A 19103-nucleotide genomic window follows, 5' to 3' on the forward strand; every position below is an offset into this window, starting at 1 on the left:
CGATTACTGTCCCTGCTGCGTGGCGCGAGCCTCACCGGAACCTGCCGGTTTGAACTCAACCGCATGTACCGTCGCCCCCGCCTTGACCTTGCCGGTGCCTTCAACGATGAGGCGATCGCCTTCCGCCAGTCCGCTTTGAATCAGCCAGCTGCTACCAATAGCCTGGGTTGTAACCACTTCACGTGTTTCAACCGTGTTGTTGGCGTTTACAACCAGGGCCATGCCATTGCCTTTCGCATCTCGGGTAATGCCTCGTTGAGGCGCAAGGAGTCCCTGGGGCGCAACGGCCTCTTGCAAGATGGCTCTCACATACATGCCGGGCAGAAGAAGCCCTTCAGCGTTAGGGAAAAGTGCGCGAAGCGTGACAGAGCCGGTCTCCTGATCCACGGCAACCTCTGCAAACTTCAGTACTCCTGCGTGCTGATAGAGCGAGCCGTCCTCCAGGCGAAGGCTGACATCGGTGCTGCCAGCGGCTACGCCATTGCCCAAGGCCTTCTTGAGCCTGAGCAGCGCGGCGCTGGATTGAGTGATGTCCACATAGATAGGGTCCAGCGTACGGATAACCGCCAACGCGGTCTCCTGATTGGCTGTTACCAGAGCACCTGGGGTGATGCTGCTCTTGCTGATCCGTCCAGCAATAGGCGCCGTGATCTGCGTGAAGTTCAGGTCGATCTGTGCAGACTCAACCGCCGCCTTGCGCTCGGCAATGGTAGCCAGAGCTTGCTGATAGCTGGCCTTGGCATCGTCTGCCTCCTGCTGGGAGACGGCTTCGATCTTGATCAGATCGCTGTAGCGTTCGGCTTTAAGCTTGGCGGCCTGCAACGTGGCCTGGGCATTAGCCAGCGAGGCCTTAGCCTGGTTGAGCGAGGCACGGTAGGGCGCCTGTTCGATTCGGTAGAGAACCTGCCCGGCCTTGACGAGTGTTCCTTCTTCAAAGGTGCGCTGTGTAATGATGCCTGACACCTGTGGGCGAACCTCAGCCTCCATATGGGCCACGGTTCTGCCGTTAAGCTCGGCAACCAGGGGGACAGGTTGTGACTTCAGCGTTACCACCGCCACCTCAACCGGTGGTGCTGCAGGTGCCTGGACAGGCGCTTCAGGTTTGCAGGCGGCTAGCCACAGCACAGCCAGATACAGAAAGGCTTTCGATTTCATGTGTAGGCGCACACTTTTCCAAACTAAAAATGTGCGCCAAGGTAGCGGCTGGAAAGAGGAGGGACACCCGCCTTATGGATGATTTGACCTCCGCCTTAAGTCTGCCCTCAGGCTTTTTGAAAGACGGTTCACACCACCAGTGGGCATGACTTACCTATAGGCGAACGGCTGGTTGATACCTTGCTGGCGCTTTGAGGAAAACCGAAAAGCAGGCATTGGCCTTAGACGCTACATGCTTATGACATGAAGTGCTGGCATAGGCATCAGTGTAAGCGAAGGAGTATGAGCTGAGTCTCGTTTCTTCTGCTTGAAAATTAAACCTACCTGTAATAGACGCGCCCCATGCGAATCGAGTAATGTCTGGGCTCAATTTGCTCCCGCAGCCGTGCCGCCCTGTGCATGACGTATAACTCGCTTATACCGTCACTGCTCCTCGGAAAGGCCTGTTTTAGAAAGGAAAAATAGAAATGACAAGGAAGGTTATGCGTCAGACTCGTCCAGCGTGTTATCCGTCACGTGACGTCTAATAGTAGTTAAATATCTATGAGTAAGTTTGAAGAATTAGTTCCAGAGCTGCTGAAGTGGAACAATGGCAACGGAATCTCCTTGGGAGATTGGATCACCTGTATAGGTAGGTACGATCATTTTCTCGCATATTTGGAGCTTGTTTGGCCAGCCTTCATCAAGGTTGATGATACGATATTTATTGAAAGCCTTTGGCAGAAGAATAGATACGAGACAATTATTGCTAATTGCACGAATAAGGCTGACGCTCAAAAATATTTAAACCTGATCGACTTGGCAAATTTCTTCTTAGGTGCCGAAGAAGAGGTCACGGATGAGTTTCTTCTTTACCTCGCAAACGGCATTGTGCAGGCGTGGGAAGCCAAGCTATGCATGCAGTTTCCGGAAAGAAAATTTAAGGTTGTGTTGGAAAACTTCTTAAGTGATCCAGACGATCGGGAGTTAAATATATATTTTCTTGAGCCCGAGATTTAACAAGTTAGTCAACGGGACGCCAACTACGCTGCGCTTCGTTGGCGCCCATTACCACTCGCGTTAGGTTTAATCATGGGCACGGGCAAAGAAAAACCAGAATTAATTGACGAGTCTGATCGAGGTGCCGTAATTGTTGCAGCCGCCCTGCTAGAAGACGATTTGAGCGAGATGCTAAAGGACATAATCAAAAGAAACGGTGTATCAGCAAAGCAAATAAAAGAAGTATTTGACCTGAGCGGCCCCCTATCTAGCTTTTCATCAAAAGCCCTGATTTGCTATGCATTCGGACTAATCACCAAGGACATATTTGATGACTTGGGTAAAATCAGAAAACTACGGAACAAGTTTGCACACTCGACAGATAAAGTAGACTTTCTCTCGCCTGAAATTGAAGACCATGTAGCAGATATAAAATGCTGCATAGAGGCTTCCAAGAGCTTTAAAGGAGAAATGTTCAAAGGTCGCGGCTCTCGCACCGAAATATCAGAGCCCAAAACAGCTTCATTAGAAGACTGGGAGGCAAGAGCAAAAGGCTTTGTAAAGTACACAAAAGCGGTATTTTGCTTGGGCATATCAATACTTCGAATACAAATAAAAGAGCAGCATCTACGTAGAGTAGAAACCTAACAATGTATATGGACTCTCCCCACAAGCAGTGAGGATAGCTTTTTCGATCCTGTCGTCAGCGCGGTTGCATTCGTATATCCGGCCTTTACTGGGCACTGCCCTGGCCATTCTGTAGTTCGCGCAGCAGGGGCCAAGCGTTCAAGCGACCACAAAGATCATCATTGTTATCGGCCTTGCTCTGCTGCAGGACTCGCCTGTTCCGACAGTCTCGCTTCTCACCACAACCACTAGAAACTCACTTCATTGTTAGCCTCGCCGTCAGGCAGGCTTTGTGCTTTGCCAGTTACCGCTGAACCGTCGCTCATGGCACCACACCGCCCAGCAGATCCTTACCAGCTTGTTGGCTAATGCCACGGCGGCCTTGTTATGGCCGATGCGTTCAGCGGTGTCCAAGGCCCAACGCTGCAGATGAGTCAGCCGCTCAGGTGTTCGCGCCTTGCAGCGTTTAGCTGCCAATAATGCGGCTCGCGCACCATGAATCAGCAAAGTGCGGACGTAGACGTTGCCTTTGCAACTGATCCGTCCAAGCTTGCGACGTTCCCCACTGCTGTATTCGTTCGGCGTCATGCCCAGCCAGGCGCTGAGGTGTCGGCCGCTGGCGAAACGTTCAGGCTTGCCAACGGCGGTCTTCAATGCACTGGCTGTCAGCAGGCCAATGCCACTGACTTCGTCGAGCTTATGGACTATTTCGTCATCGGCATGCCAGCGTGCCAGTTGCTCCTCGCACTCGCGCATCGACTGTTCATAGAGGTTGACTTCAGCCAGCACTACTTGCAGCGCACCGCGCAAGGCGCGCACTTCGGCCCGCTCGATCAGCTCGCACGCCTGGCGCAGAAAGGGCTTGATGCCATTCGGTGCGTCAACCCCTGCTTCACGCAGGATGCCGCGCAACAGGTTGATGCGTTGAACACGGGATTTCTTCCAACCCTCGCGCAGCTTGTGGAGTTGCTGCACCTGCTGTTGCTGCATACTCTTGACCGGAACCGGGCGGATTTCCTGGCAGCGCGCTGCTTCCAGAATGGCGTCACAGTCGTTGCGGTCTGTCTTGTTGCGTCGCCGATACGGGCGCACGTAACGAGGGTGTAAGAGCACGACACGATGCCCTTTCTCCTGCATCAACCGGCCCCAATGGTGAGCGGTGCCACAGGCTTCCATCACCCACTCGACAGGCTCGAGCTGCTCCTGTACATATTGCGCAAATGCCCTGGAGTCGAGCCGCTTGCGCCGATCCACCCGACCGACCTGAACACTCTCGGCAACCTGGTAAACGGACTTGGCCAAATCAACCGCTATGCGTTTCATTGCACCTCTCCCAGCGAACAGTCACCACTGTGTTATAGAAGAAATGTGGTGCAGGGAGAGTCCATTACAGCCTTCAAGTCGACGCCGCTTCACGGCGTGGCTTAGTTCAAGCGTTAGGCAAAGCAAGGAAAAGCTATGCATGAAATCTTAGGAATTGGTCTTGTATTATTTTGCATTCCACTCATTTTGCCTTCATGGAAATGGATAGCTGGCTGTACAGCAGCCTTTTTCTTCCTAAGCGTCGCAGTCTATGTACAACATCGCTATATAGTTTTTTTAGATTCATCCAGTGGTAGCTTAGGAGAAGTGTTAGGAATTATATTTTTTATCCTTTATTTCCTATGCCTCTCCGCAGGCGCTGCAATAAAGCCCATTTATTTCACCATACGAAAATAAGAACAGAAGTAAAGCAATATAAACTTAATAGTGTCTAGCCACATGCTTAACGTCGCTCACTTTGTTCCCTAACATGTAGGCGAAGGAATCAATCACCGTAGGTACTGAAAGAGTGAAGCAAAACGGCCAGATAAATTTCTGGCCGTTTGGGTGGCGGCATCGCTTGAATATTACTTTGCTAAAAGCCTAGCTATCAGAGCGTTTCGGATGCCTTGATATGAGCAATCGGGCCTAGCAGGCTAGGATCGAATTCAGCCAGTGCTTGTGCGTTCTCCACCTTTTGCGGCCAGTCGGCGTTGGCCAGCGCACCGCGTCCAATGGCAATCAGATCGGCACCGTCTTCCAGCGCCTGTGCTGCCCGCTCCGGGTCATGCAATTTGCCGTTGGCAATGACTGTAACAGTGGGAGCATAGCGGCGTGCCAGTGCTACAAGGCTGGGCCCTTCGCCAAAGGCAGGCTGCCATGCTTCGTGCTCGGTCACGTGGATGAAGTCGATACCCGCTTCGGCCAGCGTACCAAATACAATTTCTGCTCCGGCTTCGCCTTCTTTCCATTTGTGCTCGAAGTCGTTCACCTTGCCTTGGGATATGCGGATTCCCACGGGCACGTTAGCCCCGACTGCGGAGCGAACCGCTTTATACACTTCAAGGCTCAGCGAAAGTCGTTGGCGAATATCGCCACCCCAGCGGTCATCACGCATGTTGGTGTAGTCGGTAAAGAACTGATCGAGCAGGTAGCCGTTGGCACCATGAATCTCTATGCCATCGAATCCCGCAACCTCCACCGCCCGCTTGGCTGCTTGGGCAAAGCTGCTGATGACATCAGCGATGTCTGCTTCGGTCATTGCTTTTGGCAGGGGATAAAACCCTTGACCACGGTAGAACGCCATCTGCTCGCCCTTGGGTTGGAGGGCAGAGGGGGCGAGGGTGTCGTTGCGAAAACGATTACCTTGAGTCAACGCACCGGCATGCATGAGTTGGGCAAAGACCTTGCTGTCCTGGGCATGCAGGGTATCCACAAGAGGTTTCCAGGCCTGGGCTTGCTCGTTATCGCTCATCCCAGGCTGATACGCATAACCCTGGGCGTAAGCCTGATCGGTATACAGGCCTTCCGTGATGATCAACCCAAACCCACCACGTGCAAAGCGCTCGTAGTAACGATTCATGGTGTCGTTCGGGGTCCCGTCCTCATTGGCACTGACACGTGTCATGGGCGCTACGGCGAGGCGGTTGTTTAACGATACGCCGTTTATATCGAAATGGGTGAAAAGCGTCTTGACCATGGGATGATGTCTCCAAAGGCTTTAATGCAAAGAGAAGTTTGCCAAGCCTTTATCGATAGGCTTGAAGAGAGATCGTGTGGCTACGATAGCGAGATCTTGAGTGCTTCTGTAGTCTTCACAGGTGAGTAACCGGTATAACGGCAGGCGTTAAAATCCATGGATATGAAAGATGTTGGCGTCCTGGCAGCCATTGCAGCGGCGGGGAGTTTGTCAGGTGCGGCCCGCCGCCTCGGTATGACACCTATGTCTGTTTCACGTCGGCTGGCAGCATTGGAGCGTGAATTACGGGTTCGGCTGATTCACCGCACGACCCGCTCCGTATCGCTGACGCCTGAAGGCGAGGCGTTTTTACCGTATGCCCAGACCATGCTGGAGGCTGAGGAAGCTGCACGTGCTACGCTTTCTCCAGAGGCCTCTGGTGCTCGCGGTGTGCTGAAGGTCACCGCGCCAGCGGTTTTTGGCCGCACGGTGATTGCGCCTCTATTACCCCAGCTCTTGGCAGAGCATCCTGCCTTGAAAGTGGATTTGAATCTGAGTGATAACATTGTCGATATCGTGGGGAGCGGTATCGATGTAGCCATTCGCATTGCACCTTTGCGAGACTCGAACCTGATCGCACGTCAGCTGGCAGTCAATCCACGTGTGTTATGTGCCTCCCCACAATACCTGCGGCTCAACGGCACGCCTGTTAACTCAAGTGAATTGGCCCGTCACGCCTGTCTCCTGTTGAACGGCCTTCAGCACTGGCCTTTCATGGCAGGGCAGCAGGTGCGCTCGATTCGGGTGGAGGGGCGGCTTTCCAGCAGCAGCCTTGAAGGTATTCGTACTGCCTGCCTTCAGGGGTTGGGTCTGGCGCAGCTGACCTATTGGGATGTGCATGAAGCGCTGGCGGCCGGTTCGTTGGTAGAGGTCAGCCTGGATGATGTACAGCCGCAGGCGCTGTCTATCTGGGCGCTACTACCGACTCGGCGTTATATCCCACTGAGGGTAAAGGTTTTCCTGGAGCTGCTTGGAAATCGCCTGAACAGGTCTTGAAGTGTGGAGCACGTTATGCGTTTAGCGATGGGGCATAAAAGGAATCCACGTCAAATAAAGGCCTTTTGATATACCGTTCGTCGGAGTCAAGATTGCGAGATACCGTTTGTCTTATTACTGTTTATTTATACAGTAATAGCAAAGGAGGTCTCACCCATGTTCATGATTGCCCTTTTACGACGACTCAGCCCTGAAAAACAGATCGACCCTGTCTGTTGGATGGCGCAGGAAGATTATCTTCATCTGGCGCACAGGCTTTCCGAGAGCACATTCCAACCAGCGGCTTGCAAGGATGCTGAAAACGTTGTCGTGCTCAAGGTAGGGCCACATGGACAAGCTCAGTGAAGCGATCGACTCGCTTGATCTGCAAGTCATTCTGTTCCGACCGCAACCATCACTGCTTCGCTATGATCACTTACTCAACGAGACGTTGGATAGGTTACGTGGCGTTCTAGCAAAAGCCCAGCAGGCCAATCACCTGCAATGTAAGCCGTCTAACAAACCAGTTCCCTTTGGTCCTTACAACGGTCTGGTCAAGGCCCATCGGCACATCCCGCGCTTTAAGGCATTTAACTCAGTTTGGCATGGGAGCTTGGCCTTGGTCAGGCTACTGCTCAAACCACTGGCCGGAGATAATCTCCAGCTGACCCGTGCCTTGCGTAAAGCGGGAGGCACGCCATGAGTAATGTTGTAGCGCTCGAGGGCCTGCTTGATAGTCGTCGGGTCTGGAAGGGCCACGGCGTTCAGGTCAGAATGGGCACTCAGCCAACCGGATATGCGGAGCTGGATGAGCGATTGCCTTTTGGCGGCTGGCCTGAGGCTGCCTTGACTGAGATCCTGTTGCCCTATACCGGAATAGGGGATATCAAGCTGCTTTGGCCTACGCTTGCCCGGCTGACGCAAAGCGGTGAGCGAGTTACCTTGATTGCACCCCCTTACTTGCCTTATCCCCAGGCCTGGATCGCCGCTGGGGTCGATATGGGCTTGGTAAGTATCGTCGAAGCCAAGGGGCGGGAAACCTTATGGGCTGCAGAGCAATGCCTTCGCTCGGGCAGTTGTGGTGCGGTACTGTGCTGGCCGGAACGTGCGGATGACAAGGCGCTACGCAGGCTACAAGTGGCGGCCGAGACCGGACAGACATTGGCATTTGTCTACCGCAGCCTTGAAGAGGCTGCCAATCCATCACCTGCTGCTCTACGGCTGGTGATAGAGCCCAGCCCGCTACAGCTGCGCATCCTCAAGTGCCGTGGCGGTCAACCGAAAGCACTGCCTCTTCCTGCGGCTGCCTGGCGCTAAGGGGGCCGCTATGAAATGGGCGTGTATCCTGCTGCCACAACTGGCGCTGGACGGTGTGCTGCGTCACCGTCCCGAATGTACCGAACCCTTGGTCTTGCTCGGAGGTACGCCACAACGGCGCGTCCTGCGTGCAGTTAATGCCCGTGCCAGGGCGTTGGGGCTGGCGCCAGGGTTGACCCTCGCTGCTGCACAAACCTTATGCCCAGGCTTTGCAACAGCCGAATACGATCTGGACGATATCGAGCGCAACCAGAATCTTCTGGCTGCCTGGGCATATGGCTTCAGTGCCCAGGTGAGTCTGCATTATCCACGAGCGCTTCTGCTTGAAGTTGAATCGAGCATGCCGTTGTTTGGCCCCTGGCCTGCGTTTTCCAGGCGCCTACGTGACGAGTTGGTGGCGCTCGGCTTCAGCCATCGTATTACCCTGGCGCCCAATCCTGTATCCGCGCGCATCATGGCCAATGTCTCGGATGACCTGGTTATCGCGAACGATACGGAGTTGCGGCAAAGGCTCGGCCCCTTGCCACTGGACCGGGCTGGCCTGGACAACGCCCTGGTGCAATCGCTTGGCCGTATGGGGCTGATACGACTTAGGCAGGTAATGGATCTGCCCAGGGCCGAAATAGCCAGGCGCTTTTCCGCCGGTTTGCTGAACCAACTCGATCTGTTACTGGGTAGAAGGCCATTGGCGCTGGGCTTCTACCGGCCGCCTGATACCTTTGATGCGCGGGTAGAGTTTAACTTTGAAGTGGAGTCGAACCAGCAACTCCTGTTTCCGTTACGTCGCCTGACGTTGGATCTGGCCATGTACCTGGCCGGGAGGGACAGTGGTGTGCAGCGCTTCATGCTGTATCTGGAGCACCGTGCGCAACCGGATAGCCTGATCACGGTAGGACTCCTGACACCCGAACGGGATGCGGGCCTGTTGTTTGAATATGCCCGTGGGCGGCTGGAAATCCATCAGGTTACGGCGCCCATTCTGGCGTTGCGGCTGGTCGCGGAGCAACTTCCAGCCTTTGTACCGGAGCACCGTAGTTTGTTTGAACCACGACCGCAGCAGACGCTATCGTGGGAGCAGTTACGCGAACGCCTCAGAACACGCCTTGGTGATTCGGCCGTCTATGCGGTTGGCGGCCAGGGGGATCATCGGCCGGAGGCATCCTGGCGCCAGGATGCCAAATCATATGATCTACAGATGCTTGCCCAAGGGAAGCGCCCGGCGTGGCTGTTACGTGAGCCTATTCCGCTGGGCGAGGCGGCACCCCGTATTCTGGCCGGCCCCGAGCGGATCGAGTCTGGCTGGTGGGACGGCAGCGATATACGCCGGGACTATTATCTGGTGGAGCTTCCCAATGGCCGCCTGGCCTGGGCTTATCAGGCAATCGCACAGCGGCCGGGGTGGTGGTTGCATGGGTGGTTCGCATGAGCACTGGTTATGCGGAGCTGCACTGTTTATCCCATTTCAGTTTTCAGCGAGGCGCCTCCAGTGCCGATGAGTTATTTGAACAGGCCAAACGCCTGGGATATGAGGCGCTGGCCATTACGGATGAGTGTACGCTTGCCGGTATCGTGCGGGCCTGGCAAGCCGCACAAGCACATGGCCTACCTCTGATTGTGGGTGCTGAATTCTGTATCAGTGAAGGCCCAAAGGTTGTGCTGCTGGTGGAAGACCTGGGCGGCTACCATCATCTGTGCCGACTGATTACCCGAGCGAGGCGCCGTGCGGAAAAGGGCCGTTATCGTCTACTCAAGGAGGATCTTACGGATCACTGCTTGGGACTTGTGGCGATCTGGCTGCCTGACATGGACGACAATACGCAGGGTAGCTGGTTGAGCGAGTGCTTTTCCGGGCGCCTATGGGTAGGTGTCGAGCGACATTATGGTCCGGATGATGCCGAAAGATGGGTAAGGCTTCAGGCGCTAGGCGCCGCCCTGGATTTGCCTCTGGTCGCCTGTGGCGATGTGCATATGCACGCACGAGGGCGACGCGCCTTGCAGGACACCATGACCGCCATCCGGCATCATGTAACGGTCGCCGAAGCTGGGCAGCGATTGTTCCCCAATGGTGAACGCCACCTGCGTACGCTGGAGACACTGTTTGAGTGCTATCCGGCAGCATTGCTGGCCGAGTCGGTGAAGATTGCCCGGCGCTGTCGGTTCAGACTTACCGAACTACAGTATCACTATCCTTCGGAGGTAGTGCCCCAGGGGCATACGCCCAGTAGCTGGCTACGCAGGTTGGTAGAGCAGGGCAGTACTTGGCGGTGGCCGGAAGGTACACCGGACACTGTTACGAAACAGTTGGATCGTGAGCTTGAGCTGATCTGCCAGAAGCGGTACGAGAGTTATTTCCTGACCGTGCATGACATCGTCCGCTTTGCACGAGAGCAAGGCATTCTCTGTCAGGGTCGGGGCTCAGCAGCCAACTCGGCGGTATGCTTTGCCCTGGGGATTACCGAGCTTGACCCGACGCGAATCAATTTACTGTTCGAGCGGTTCATTTCCCATGAGCGAAACGAGCCGCCAGACATTGATGTGGACTTTGAGCACGAGCGCCGTGAAGAGGTCATCCAGTATGTCTTTCAACGTTACGGGCGCACACGTGCAGCCCTGACGGCGGTGGTCAATACCTACCACGCGACTGGCGCCGTGCGTGACGTGGCCAAGGCGCTGGGCTTGCCGGCGGATCAGATCAATGCCCTGGCTGAATGCTGCGGTCGCTGGAGCGATCGTATACCGCCTCCGGATCGCCTGCAGGAGGCCGGATTCGACCCGGAGAGCCTGTTGCTCAAGCGAGTGCTCGTCCTGGCCGGTGAGTTGATTGGGTTTCCACGGCATCTCTCGCAGCACCCAGGTGGATTCGTCATTTCGGAGCAATCACTGGAGACGCTTGTACCCGTAGAAAATGCAGCCATGGCCGAGCGTACCGTTATTCAGTGGGACAAGGACGATCTGGACGCCATGGGGCTGCTAAAAGTAGATATTTTGGCGTTGGGCATGCTTAGCGCGCTACGCCGCTGCTTCGATCTGATTCGGCACTACAAGGGACGTGAACTTACCCTGGCTACCATTCCGCAGGAAGATCGAAAGACCTACGCCATGATTAGTCGTGCAGATACGCTGGGCACGTTTCAGATCGAGTCACGGGCCCAGATGGCCATGTTGCCACGGCTCAAACCACAAACGTTTTATGATCTGGTCATTGAGGTGGCGATTGTTCGTCCCGGTCCTATCCAGGGTGATATGGTCCATCCCTACCTGCGCCGCCGTAACGGCGAGGAGCCTATCGCTTATCCTTCCCGCCTCAAGCGTGTGTTCGAGCGTACCTTGGGGGTTCCGCTGTTTCAGGAGCAGGTCATGGAGCTGGCAATTGTAGCTGCAGACTACACGCCTGGCGAGGCCGATCAATTGCGTCGCTCCATGGCCGCCTGGAAGCGCCACGGCGGCCTTGAGCCGCATAGGCAAAGACTGACCGAACGCATGCTTGCCAATGGCTATACCCGGGAATTTGCTGAGCGCATCTTTTTGCAGATTCAGGGCTTTGGCAGTTATGGGTTTCCTGAATCCCATGCAGCCAGCTTTGCGTTACTGACGTATGCCAGTTGCTGGTTGAAATGCCATGAGCCAGCTGCTTTTGCCTGTGCCCTGATTAATAGCTGGCCCATGGGGTTTTATAGCCCTGATCAGGTGTTACAGGATGCCCGGCGACACGGTATTGAAACGCGTTCAATCGACGTCTGTCATAGCCATTGGGACTGTAGTCTGGAGCAGGCAGACACCGACCAGCCTGCAATCCGATTAGGCTTGCGAATGATTCGAGGGCTTTCGGAATCAGCCGGGCGCGCTATTGAAAAAGCCTGTGCGGTACAGCCGTTTTTGAGTGTGGCCGATCTCTGCCTACGAGCAGGGCTCGATGCCAGAGCGCGTGAATGTCTGGCAGACGCTGGCGCGCTCAAAAGCCTGGCGGGGCATCGCTATCAGGCCCGCTGGAATATGGCAGCTATCGAGCCGCAGTTACCTCTTTTCACAGAGGGCGTAGTGGTGAGCGAGGAAGACGTCAAATTACCAGAACCTACTGTAGCAGACGATCTATATACCGACTACGCCGCTACAGGTACTACACTTGGGCCACATCCATTAGTACTGCTCAGGACTGAACTCAGGGCTCGCCGGCTGCTTGATTCGCGCGAACTTGCCGAGCGCTATCATGGGCAGCTCGCACGTATTGCCGGCCTCGTCGTTGGTCGGCAGCGGCCTGGTACTGCCAGTGGCGTCACCTTTGTAACGCTTGAAGATGAGTATGGAATGGTCAATGTGGTCGTATGGCGTGACCTTGCCGAGCGGCAGCGATGCGAACTGCTGCAGTCGAGGCTGCTGCGTATCGATGGTACGGTTGAACGAAAGGAAGGAGTGCTTCATCTCATTGCGGGTCGTCTTACAGACCTGAGCGAGCTGCTTGACGGACTGGATACCCGGAGCCGGGATTTCAAATAGTGAGGTTAACTGCGGGTAAGGTGCGGTTGGGTCTGAGCCTATCGTCGCGCTTGCCTAGCTGACCTTGAGCACTGTCGTATTTTTACACGAGAGCCGTCCGCCTAGTTGTAAACCCGGTCTGGTACAACCGTTTTAGCCTCATGCGCGAGTGCAGATGCTGATATACATAAGGACGTGCCAGAGGCCAATCAAGCAAGGCATTATAATATTTATTCTAATAGCACTATGATCTCATAAAGGCGCAATGAAGCTTAAATTTAATGTTATTGAAATAATAGTGTAATAAAACAACTGAATATTAAGCTTTGCTTACTTATTTATTATAGAAATATAGACAATCTATTTCTTGAAGGTTAAAAGGTAGGCGCAAAAACGAGAAGTCGATTTCTTTAAAGCTTAGAGCATGTGAAATGGATATACGCATAGAAAAAGTACAAGCTGAATCCACATGGGTTGTTTGGCTGAATAATATTCCGGTCAAGTTTTATACGGAATATGAAGCCGATGCTTTTGCTCAGACGCTTTCGACACGCATTGATGCGCTGCAAGACGTCCGGCTGACCAGGGAAAGTCTGGCCGAGGCAGTGTAAAACGCGGAAGCGGGACTCTGGTCAAGGAGTGCCGCTTTAAACGTGTTGTGCTCACTACCGTCTTACTATGCAAGGAGCAGTTTTCAAACCAAATGATCAGAGCGGTTTTCAACAAAAAGGGAGGCGTGGGCAAGACCAGTATTGCCTGCAACCTCGCCGCCATCAGCGCAGCTGAGGGCTTTCGCACACTTCTGATTGACCTAGACCCACAGGCCAATTCCACTCATTATCTGACAGGCTTTGTAGGCGACGAGATTCCGGCCGGTATTGCCGACTTCTTCAAGCAGACGGTTTCCGATTCCGCCAAAAAAGCCAAGGCTTCTATTCTCGAGACACCCTTTCATAATCTGAGCATCATCACGGCTTCTCGCGAGCTGGAAGATATTCAGATGAAGCTCGAAGCCAAATATAAGATCCAAAAGTTGGGGAAATACCTGGAGAAGTTGATCGAGGAGTACGATCGTATCTATCTCGATACACCACCAGCTTTGAATTTTTATAGTGTATCGGCCTTGATTGCAGCTGACCGCTGCCTTATTCCTTTTGATTGCGATACGTTTTCGCTTAATGCGTTACGTGAGCTCTTTCTTGATATTGAAGAAATCAAGGAGGACTTCAGTGATCGTTTGCGTGTGGAAGGCATCGTCGTCAATCAGTTCCAGGCCAATGCCGGTGTTCCTCGAGCGCTGTTAGGTGAACTGGAAAAGACGGACATGCCGATTATCCCGACGTACCTTATGGGGTCGGTCAAGATGAAAGAGTCCCACCAGCAGAGCAAGCCGCTTATCCATCTGGACCCTGGCCACAAGTTGACCCAACAATACAAGGCGTTGTTCGACTGGCTGGAGCGATAGCGGCATATATGATCAAGGCAAGCTGCTCATGCCTGTATCCAAAAGGGTAGGCGCCAAACAGTTTCTTTGTCTGGCGCCTGGCCCGTTTATACATAAGTGAAGAGGCGCTCAGCTGGCAAGCGTGACTTGGGCAGGCTCGCGTTGAAGTCTGAATCGGCTCGATAGCCAAGGCTTACCAGAACCAGACTTGTGAAGCCCTGTTCACGAAGGCCGAGCTCTTCATCCAGTCTGCGAGAGTCGAAACCTTCCATAGGCGTGGCATCGACACCCAGACTGGCAGCACCCAGCAATAGCGTTCCCAAGGCCAGGTAGGTCTGTTTTTCCATCCAATGCTGCAAATCCTTCTGGTCGTAGCGATGCAGACTCACGTAATGACGACGGCTCTTGTTCTGTGTGGCCTTGGCTTCTTCAGACCGGAAGCGACCAGCGATATCTTCCTGCTCCAGGATGGCGCCAAGATGTTCTTCGGTCATATCGGTGCGTGTGCAGAGCACTATGACGTGGGACGCATTGAGCACCTTGGGCTGGTTGTAGGCAAACGTGTCTTGTGTCGAGACGGCCAAGCGAGCCTTACCTTCGTTAGTTGAGGCAACCACGAAATGCCAGGGCTGTGAGTTCACGGAAGAAGGGCTCTGGCGTAGCAAACCAAGCAGTTCTTCAAGCGTGGCGTGCGGTATCTTTCGCGAAGGGTCGAATGCCTTGGTGGTGTACCGCTGACTAAGCAATGTAGATAGATTCATAGGTATCTTCTCTCAGGTCAGGTGAAAGATTGCGCGAGCCAGCGATCAGCCGCTTCCAGAGGCGAAAGCCCTTCCCGGCAGATCCAGTAATCGAGTTCGCTGACTGTGGCGTTTCCCAGCGAGAGCTGAGAAAGCTCATCGAGCAGTGCCGGCGCCAGATGGGCAGCCGTTTCTTCGTGCACAATCAGCGTGGCGTCATCCTGGCCACCCAAAAGGCCGCGTGGTTCGTGTAGCGCCCGGATGGCGTAGCGGTAATGCAGGAACTGAGGGTGCCAGAGGGGGACGACGATCCATTCGCGACGCTCTACGGCCTGCTCGAATCGCTCGAAACATTGGGCTTGCGTGCCGTTGGCGAAGTGATAGCCAACCTGATCAAGGCCATACTGCTCGATGATGTCGCGCGAAAAGCGGCTGATACCGGCTCCCGGATTGATGCCCTGTATCAGCAGACTCATATATGCCGCAACGTCAGGTCGCTTCAGATCATCGATGCTTGCCACTGCCTCGGCAGGCACATAGTCCGGCACGCCCCAGATACAGTACGGCTGATACAGAACGCCCAGGGTACGGGTCTGTTCGGCATAGGGGGCCAGATAGCCCCCATGACTGGCCGGTAGCCAGGCCGATACCAAAAAGTCCACCTCCCCAGCGCCATAGTGCTTGAACATATCTTCATGGGGAGCAGCTACGCTCTCTACGCGATAGCCATGACGCTCAACAATGCGTTGAACCACGGCGGCACTGGCGGCATGAAAGCTCAGCCCAATATGACCTATACGAATCGGATTATGCATGATGAGCTCTCCCGTATCAGCGGGTTGGCGCCGGAGCGGCGTTGATCTTCACACGGAACAGGCTGTAAGGCTTGGTACGTAGATCCTTGCCGCCATGAAAGCCAGCCTGGCGATTTAGCTGATTAGCCGTGAAATAGAGATAGCCATCCGGCCCGATGGACAGGGTGTCAGGCCAGATTGCACGAGGATCGTGGACGATGGTCTGCCAAGTGCCGTCGGCAAGCCGTTTGCGAATACCGTTGTGCTCGTAGTCACTGGCATAGACGGCACCATTGGCATCGGCTTCAAGGCCATCGGAGGCGCCTTTCTCGCCCATATCCAGTACCGCAGCCGATAGCTGTGCTTCAGTCACATGCTCATCCCGTAACAGACGGGTTGGCACTGCATAAAGGTGGCGACTCGAAAGTGGGCTGAAGTAAAGGGTCTGACCGTCCGGCGACAGGGCAATACCATCGGATGCCACACCAAACGGTTTAGCGGTTCCATCTGCGCCGCGTGCCAGCATGGCTTCGCCTTCCACGGTAGGAATAAAACGCTTGTCGGCAGAGGTCGAGACGTCTCCATCAAGGCGGCGAGTCGCCTTGCCGGTGGCGATGTCCATGACAATGATGGCGCCTGGCCCGCTGACAGACGAGTCGGTGACATACACCGTACCTTCCTTCCCGGTACGGAAGTCAAAGCGCATGTCATTGACATACGTACTCGGCAGGATGACGTTGGCAGGGAAAACCAGCGTCTTCACAACCTTATTGCTCTTGAGGTCGATCGCGACCAGTTTGGCGCCGCCAGGTTGAGGAGCACTGAACTTCGGCGCAGCAGTATCTAGTACCCACAAACGTCCTTGTCCGTCCGCTACAACGCTTTGCACGCTGATGAAGTGCTTGGCCGGTGCCTTTTGGTCAGGCGTATTGATGGCCTGATCAGGGTAGGGGACTACCTTGCCGTCGCGTATTTCGCCAACGCTGAAGGGCGCGTTGTCACCCCATTGTGGGAAATTGACAAAGAGACGGCCTTGCTCGGAAACCGTAACGCCGGTCGGCATGGCGTCATAGAACGCAAACACAGGTTCCAGCTGGCCAATGGATGTCTCATGTGGCAGGTCCTGTGGTGCAGGAGCTGCCGCAAACGACAACGTACTCACGGCGGCAATGGTTGTGGCCAGCAGGGTGGGAATCAAATGCTTCATTGGGTGGCTCCTTGTAAATGAAAACGGGGTGCCTTAGCGGCGGCTAAGTTATCCAAAACGGCTTCGGCAAAAGAATGAGTGCCCCCTCGTGTCGCTGTTACGATCCAGCCGGCTACGACCGGTGATTCATTGCTGTATAGGGCGCCGTGTAGTTTGAGGTCAGCGATCACAGCGGGTGTTGGATTGCAGGTGGCACGCTTGCCAACCAGCAGGCCGGCATGGGCCAGTACCAACGCCCCAGTCCCTATGCCGGCAACCGTCTTCTTGATGGCATCGAAGCCTTGCACGCTATTCCATAGCGACTCGTTGTAACCGAGTGGGCAAAGCGTATCGCTGCTACCAAGCACTATCAGGGCGTCGAATTCGACAGGGTCAATATGTGCCAGAGGAGCTTGGTCATCGCACAAGAACATACAGGTTTCATGACCTGCCTGCCGCCAGAAGGACACGATGTCGAGCATGTCCTTCGGAAGCAGGGATGTTGTCGTGCTGACTGCAGCAATACGTGACATGGGGCTACTCCTTATCAGAGGCTAAAAGCCTTCCAGGACAAGCTTGCCTTTGGCCTTCCCGCTCTCGATAAGGGCGTGGGCACGGCGCAGGTTGTGCGCATTGATCCGGCCGAAATGCTCTCCTAGCGTAGAGCGCAGCACGCCTTGGTCGATAAGCTCCGCTACCCGGTTCAGCAGCTCATGCTGGCGGATCATGTCGGATGTTTCGAACATCGGGCGGGTAAACATCAACTCCCAGTGCAATGACAGGGATTTGCGCTTCATGGGTACTACGTCCAGCGTATCGGGATCGTCGATTAGCGCGAGGCGCCCTTGTGGGCGAAGCACTTCGATAAGGTGTGGGAAGTGGCTATCGGTATGAGTCAGGCTGATAACATGGCTGACCTCCTTGAGACCGATGCGAGCCAGTTCTTCAGTGAGTGGCTGGCTATGGTCAATCACATGGTGCGCGCCAAGCGCTCGGATCCATTCCTGGGTTTCAGGGCGCGAAGCCGTACCGATAACGGTAAGTTGGGTGAGCTGTCGGGCCAGTTGCGTCAGGATTGAGCCGACCCCGCCTGCGGCGCCGACTATCAGAAGACTTTCGCCTTTGCCACCGTTCTCCAGAATGCCTAGTCGATCAAAGAGCAATTCCCAGGCGGTTATGGATGTCAGAGGGAGTGCAGCGGCATCGGCCGCGCCTAGCGAGGCGGGCTTGCGGCCTACAATACGCTCATCCACCAGATGAAACTCACTGTTGGTGCCAGGGCGGGTAATCGAGCCGGCATAGTAAACGTCATCACCCGGTTGGAAGAGTGTCACCTCTGACCCCACCTCACGTACGACGCCCACCGCATCCCAGCCAAGCACGCGCGGCGTGTCAGTAGCCGAGCCACCACGGACTTTGGTATCGACAGGATTGACCGAAACGGCCTGAACCTCAACTAGAAGATCGCGTGGACCAGGGGTTGGCGTGGGCAGCTCGATATCAACCAGCGAGCGAGAATCATCGATGGACAGGCCATGCTGGGTATAGGCAATCGCTTTCATGCTGGACTCCATAAGTGAACATACGAACAGGGGCGTTAACCGTGGAGCCATCATCGCGATTCACGACGGGAGCAAACAGCCATCGAAACGGGCAGGACTTTCACTGGCGCAGTGAAAATGGAGTGAAGTAAGCGGAAAGCAATACTGCATGAGTGCTTTGATGCCGCGCCAGGGAACCCCCCTGGAAAAACAAAGCCCCAGTTTCCTTGACGGAGCCGGGGCTGGAAAAAGATGACATCTGGCGTGTAGCCGCTATGCTCCAACCACACCCAGTTGCTGCAAAAGGGTCAGGTTATCTTCGATGTGCCAGTTCTCCTGGATGCGGCCATTGGCGATGCGGTAGATGTCGGTCGCGATAAAATCAATCGGTTGTCCCTTGCCTTTAATACCCTGGAATTGCCCGCTGAAGTGACCGGTAAAACGCAGATGCGCCACAACCCGATCACCCGCCACGATCATCTGCTCGATCTGACAATCCAGATCCGGTACGGCGGCGCGAAAAGCCTTCGAGGCCGCCAGAGGTCCTTCTACTCCTTGAGCTCTGCCTGGCGGAAGGGTGCGATCCATGAACTGAGGCGCAAGCGCCTCCCGGGCCAACTCTTCGTTACCTGTGGCCCAGAAAGTGCCATATCGGCGTGCTGCCTGAACCGATGCATCAGCTTGTGCCGCCGGGTCAACAATCAGCACACGAGGCTCAATCAAGGGGTTGCTAGCAGCCTGAGCCTGAGGGGTAAAGCCAGCAAGCAGTGCGGATAACGCAAATGCCGCTGTAACGGCCAGGGAAAAACGAGAAGTGTTGGGCATGGAATATC

19 protein-coding genes are annotated in these 19103 nt (G+C 54.9%); 10 read left to right on the plus strand and 9 right to left on the minus strand.

The annotated features are described in order from the left end of the window. Nucleotides 1-3: 3 nt before the first annotated feature. Nucleotides 4-1155, minus strand: a complete 1152-nt coding sequence (locus tag EAW52_RS21845) for an efflux RND transporter periplasmic adaptor subunit (protein WP_122044045.1) — start codon at nt 1153-1155, stop codon at nt 4-6. A 543-nt stretch (nt 1156-1698) separates the two neighbouring features. Here EAW52_RS21845 and EAW52_RS21850 point away from each other — a divergent pair. Together EAW52_RS21850 and EAW52_RS21855 are read left to right on the plus strand one after the other, a co-directional pair. Beyond that, nucleotides 1699-2154 (plus strand): hypothetical protein, encoded by a 456-nt coding sequence (locus tag EAW52_RS21850; protein ID WP_122044046.1) that lies wholly within the window; start codon nt 1699-1701, stop codon nt 2152-2154. Between the two features lie 72 nt (nt 2155-2226). Beyond that, on the plus strand, nt 2227-2781 hold the full coding sequence (locus EAW52_RS21855; protein WP_122044047.1) for an MltR family transcriptional regulator: 555 nt from the start codon (nt 2227-2229) through the stop codon (nt 2779-2781). Nucleotides 2782-3039: 258 nt separating this feature from the next. Here EAW52_RS21855 and EAW52_RS21860 read toward each other — a convergent pair whose 3' ends face one another. Continuing rightward, nucleotides 3040-4083 (minus strand): IS110 family transposase, encoded by a 1044-nt coding sequence (locus tag EAW52_RS21860; RefSeq protein ID WP_122042252.1) that lies wholly within the window; start codon nt 4081-4083, stop codon nt 3040-3042. A 589-nt stretch (nt 4084-4672) separates the two neighbouring features. Further along, entirely contained in the window at nt 4673-5761 is a 1089-nt protein-coding gene (locus tag EAW52_RS21865; RefSeq protein ID WP_122044048.1) for an NADH:flavin oxidoreductase, read from the minus strand. Between the two features lie 156 nt (nt 5762-5917). On the opposite strand from EAW52_RS21865, the gene EAW52_RS21870 reads away from it, so the two are divergent. The 8 genes from EAW52_RS21870 (at nt 5918) to EAW52_RS21905 (ending at nt 14030) form a co-directional block, all read left to right on the plus strand. Further along, entirely contained in the window at nt 5918-6796 is an 879-nt protein-coding gene (locus EAW52_RS21870) for a LysR substrate-binding domain-containing protein (protein ID WP_122044049.1), read from the plus strand. Nucleotides 6797-6952: 156 nt separating this feature from the next. Next, nucleotides 6953-7141, plus strand: coding sequence for a hypothetical protein (locus EAW52_RS21875; RefSeq protein ID WP_122044050.1), 189 nt, complete (start codon nt 6953-6955; stop codon nt 7139-7141). After that, nucleotides 7125-7478 (plus strand): hypothetical protein, encoded by a 354-nt coding sequence (locus EAW52_RS21880; RefSeq protein ID WP_122044051.1) that lies wholly within the window; start codon nt 7125-7127, stop codon nt 7476-7478. Before EAW52_RS21875 ends, EAW52_RS21880 begins: the two co-directional genes overlap by 17 nt. Continuing rightward, nucleotides 7475-8092 (plus strand): translesion DNA synthesis-associated protein ImuA, encoded by a 618-nt coding sequence (imuA, locus tag EAW52_RS21885; protein ID WP_122044052.1) that lies wholly within the window; start codon nt 7475-7477, stop codon nt 8090-8092. The genes EAW52_RS21880 and imuA overlap by 4 nt, the downstream gene beginning before the upstream one ends. A gap of 10 nt (nt 8093-8102) precedes the next feature. Next, nucleotides 8103-9518, plus strand: a complete 1416-nt coding sequence (locus EAW52_RS21890; RefSeq protein ID WP_122044053.1) for a DNA polymerase Y family protein — start codon at nt 8103-8105, stop codon at nt 9516-9518. Next, a complete protein-coding gene (locus tag EAW52_RS21895) occupies nt 9494-12586 on the plus strand; it encodes an error-prone DNA polymerase (protein WP_218567892.1) in 3093 nt (1030 codons plus the stop codon). The genes EAW52_RS21890 and EAW52_RS21895 overlap by 25 nt, the downstream gene beginning before the upstream one ends. Nucleotides 12587-12996: 410 nt before the next feature. Next, nucleotides 12997-13176, plus strand: a complete 180-nt coding sequence (locus EAW52_RS21900) for a hypothetical protein (protein WP_010798655.1) — start codon at nt 12997-12999, stop codon at nt 13174-13176. A gap of 92 nt (nt 13177-13268) precedes the next feature. Beyond that, on the plus strand, nt 13269-14030 hold the full coding sequence (locus tag EAW52_RS21905) for a ParA family protein (RefSeq protein ID WP_019364107.1): 762 nt from the start codon (nt 13269-13271) through the stop codon (nt 14028-14030). An 86-nt stretch (nt 14031-14116) separates the two neighbouring features. Here the strand turns inward: EAW52_RS21905 and nfsB are convergent, their stop codons facing one another. The 6 genes from nfsB to EAW52_RS21935 form a co-directional block, all read right to left on the minus strand. Then, nucleotides 14117-14770 (minus strand): oxygen-insensitive NAD(P)H nitroreductase, encoded by a 654-nt coding sequence (gene nfsB / locus EAW52_RS21910; protein WP_122044055.1) that lies wholly within the window; start codon nt 14768-14770, stop codon nt 14117-14119. A 17-nt stretch (nt 14771-14787) separates the two neighbouring features. Next, nucleotides 14788-15564 carry a glycine betaine ABC transporter substrate-binding protein gene (locus EAW52_RS21915; protein ID WP_122044056.1) on the minus strand — a complete coding sequence of 259 codons (777 nt, stop codon included), beginning with the start codon at nt 15562-15564 and terminating at the stop codon, nt 14788-14790. 16 nt (nt 15565-15580) lie between these two features. Next, the gene (locus tag EAW52_RS21920) at nt 15581-16750 is read right to left on the minus strand and encodes an L-dopachrome tautomerase-related protein (RefSeq protein ID WP_122044057.1); all 1170 of its coding nucleotides are present in this window, start codon (nt 16748-16750) and stop codon (nt 15581-15583) included. Next, entirely contained in the window at nt 16747-17262 is a 516-nt protein-coding gene (locus EAW52_RS21925) for a DJ-1/PfpI family protein (RefSeq protein ID WP_122044058.1), read from the minus strand. Before EAW52_RS21925 ends, EAW52_RS21920 begins: the two co-directional genes overlap by 4 nt. A gap of 21 nt (nt 17263-17283) precedes the next feature. Further along, entirely contained in the window at nt 17284-18291 is a 1008-nt protein-coding gene (locus tag EAW52_RS21930; RefSeq protein WP_122044059.1) for a zinc-binding alcohol dehydrogenase family protein, read from the minus strand. A gap of 252 nt (nt 18292-18543) precedes the next feature. Next, nucleotides 18544-19095: an ester cyclase gene (locus EAW52_RS21935; RefSeq protein WP_122044060.1), complete on the minus strand. Its 552-nt coding sequence runs from the start codon at nt 19093-19095 to the stop codon at nt 18544-18546. Nucleotides 19096-19103 lie beyond the last annotated feature (8 nt).

Source organism: Pseudomonas sp. LTJR-52, assembly GCF_003691465.1.
Lineage (GTDB): Bacteria > Pseudomonadota > Gammaproteobacteria > Pseudomonadales > Pseudomonadaceae > Chryseomonas > Chryseomonas luteola.

What these genes read in the sequence shown, in the direction of transcription:
- EAW52_RS21900 (WP_010798655.1), top strand. Translation starts at nt 12,997, where the DNA reads ATGGATATACGCATAGAAAAAGTACAAGCTGAATCCACATGGGTTGTT.
- EAW52_RS21865 (WP_122044048.1), bottom strand. Translation starts at nt 5,761, where the DNA reads ATGGTCAAGACGCTTTTCACCCATTTCGATATAAACGGCGTATCGTTA.
- EAW52_RS21930 (WP_122044059.1), bottom strand. Translation starts at nt 18,291, where the DNA reads ATGAAAGCGATTGCCTATACCCAGCATGGCCTGTCCATCGATGATTCT.
- imuA (WP_122044052.1), top strand. Translation starts at nt 7,475, where the DNA reads ATGAGTAATGTTGTAGCGCTCGAGGGCCTGCTTGATAGTCGTCGGGTC.
- EAW52_RS21860 (WP_122042252.1), bottom strand. Translation starts at nt 4,083, where the DNA reads ATGAAACGCATAGCGGTTGATTTGGCCAAGTCCGTTTACCAGGTTGCC.
- EAW52_RS21935 (WP_122044060.1), bottom strand. Translation starts at nt 19,095, where the DNA reads ATGCCCAACACTTCTCGTTTTTCCCTGGCCGTTACAGCGGCATTTGCG.
- EAW52_RS21870 (WP_122044049.1), top strand. Translation starts at nt 5,918, where the DNA reads ATGGATATGAAAGATGTTGGCGTCCTGGCAGCCATTGCAGCGGCGGGG.
- nfsB (WP_122044055.1), bottom strand. Translation starts at nt 14,770, where the DNA reads ATGAATCTATCTACATTGCTTAGTCAGCGGTACACCACCAAGGCATTC.
- EAW52_RS21890 (WP_122044053.1), top strand. Translation starts at nt 8,103, where the DNA reads ATGAAATGGGCGTGTATCCTGCTGCCACAACTGGCGCTGGACGGTGTG.
- EAW52_RS21845 (WP_122044045.1), bottom strand. Translation starts at nt 1,155, where the DNA reads ATGAAATCGAAAGCCTTTCTGTATCTGGCTGTGCTGTGGCTAGCCGCC.
- EAW52_RS21905 (WP_019364107.1), top strand. Translation starts at nt 13,269, where the DNA reads ATGATCAGAGCGGTTTTCAACAAAAAGGGAGGCGTGGGCAAGACCAGT.
- EAW52_RS21880 (WP_122044051.1), top strand. Translation starts at nt 7,125, where the DNA reads ATGGACAAGCTCAGTGAAGCGATCGACTCGCTTGATCTGCAAGTCATT.
- EAW52_RS21875 (WP_122044050.1), top strand. Translation starts at nt 6,953, where the DNA reads ATGTTCATGATTGCCCTTTTACGACGACTCAGCCCTGAAAAACAGATC.
- EAW52_RS21850 (WP_122044046.1), top strand. Translation starts at nt 1,699, where the DNA reads ATGAGTAAGTTTGAAGAATTAGTTCCAGAGCTGCTGAAGTGGAACAAT.
- EAW52_RS21855 (WP_122044047.1), top strand. Translation starts at nt 2,227, where the DNA reads ATGGGCACGGGCAAAGAAAAACCAGAATTAATTGACGAGTCTGATCGA.
- EAW52_RS21925 (WP_122044058.1), bottom strand. Translation starts at nt 17,262, where the DNA reads ATGTCACGTATTGCTGCAGTCAGCACGACAACATCCCTGCTTCCGAAG.
- EAW52_RS21920 (WP_122044057.1), bottom strand. Translation starts at nt 16,750, where the DNA reads ATGAAGCATTTGATTCCCACCCTGCTGGCCACAACCATTGCCGCCGTG.
- EAW52_RS21915 (WP_122044056.1), bottom strand. Translation starts at nt 15,564, where the DNA reads ATGCATAATCCGATTCGTATAGGTCATATTGGGCTGAGCTTTCATGCC.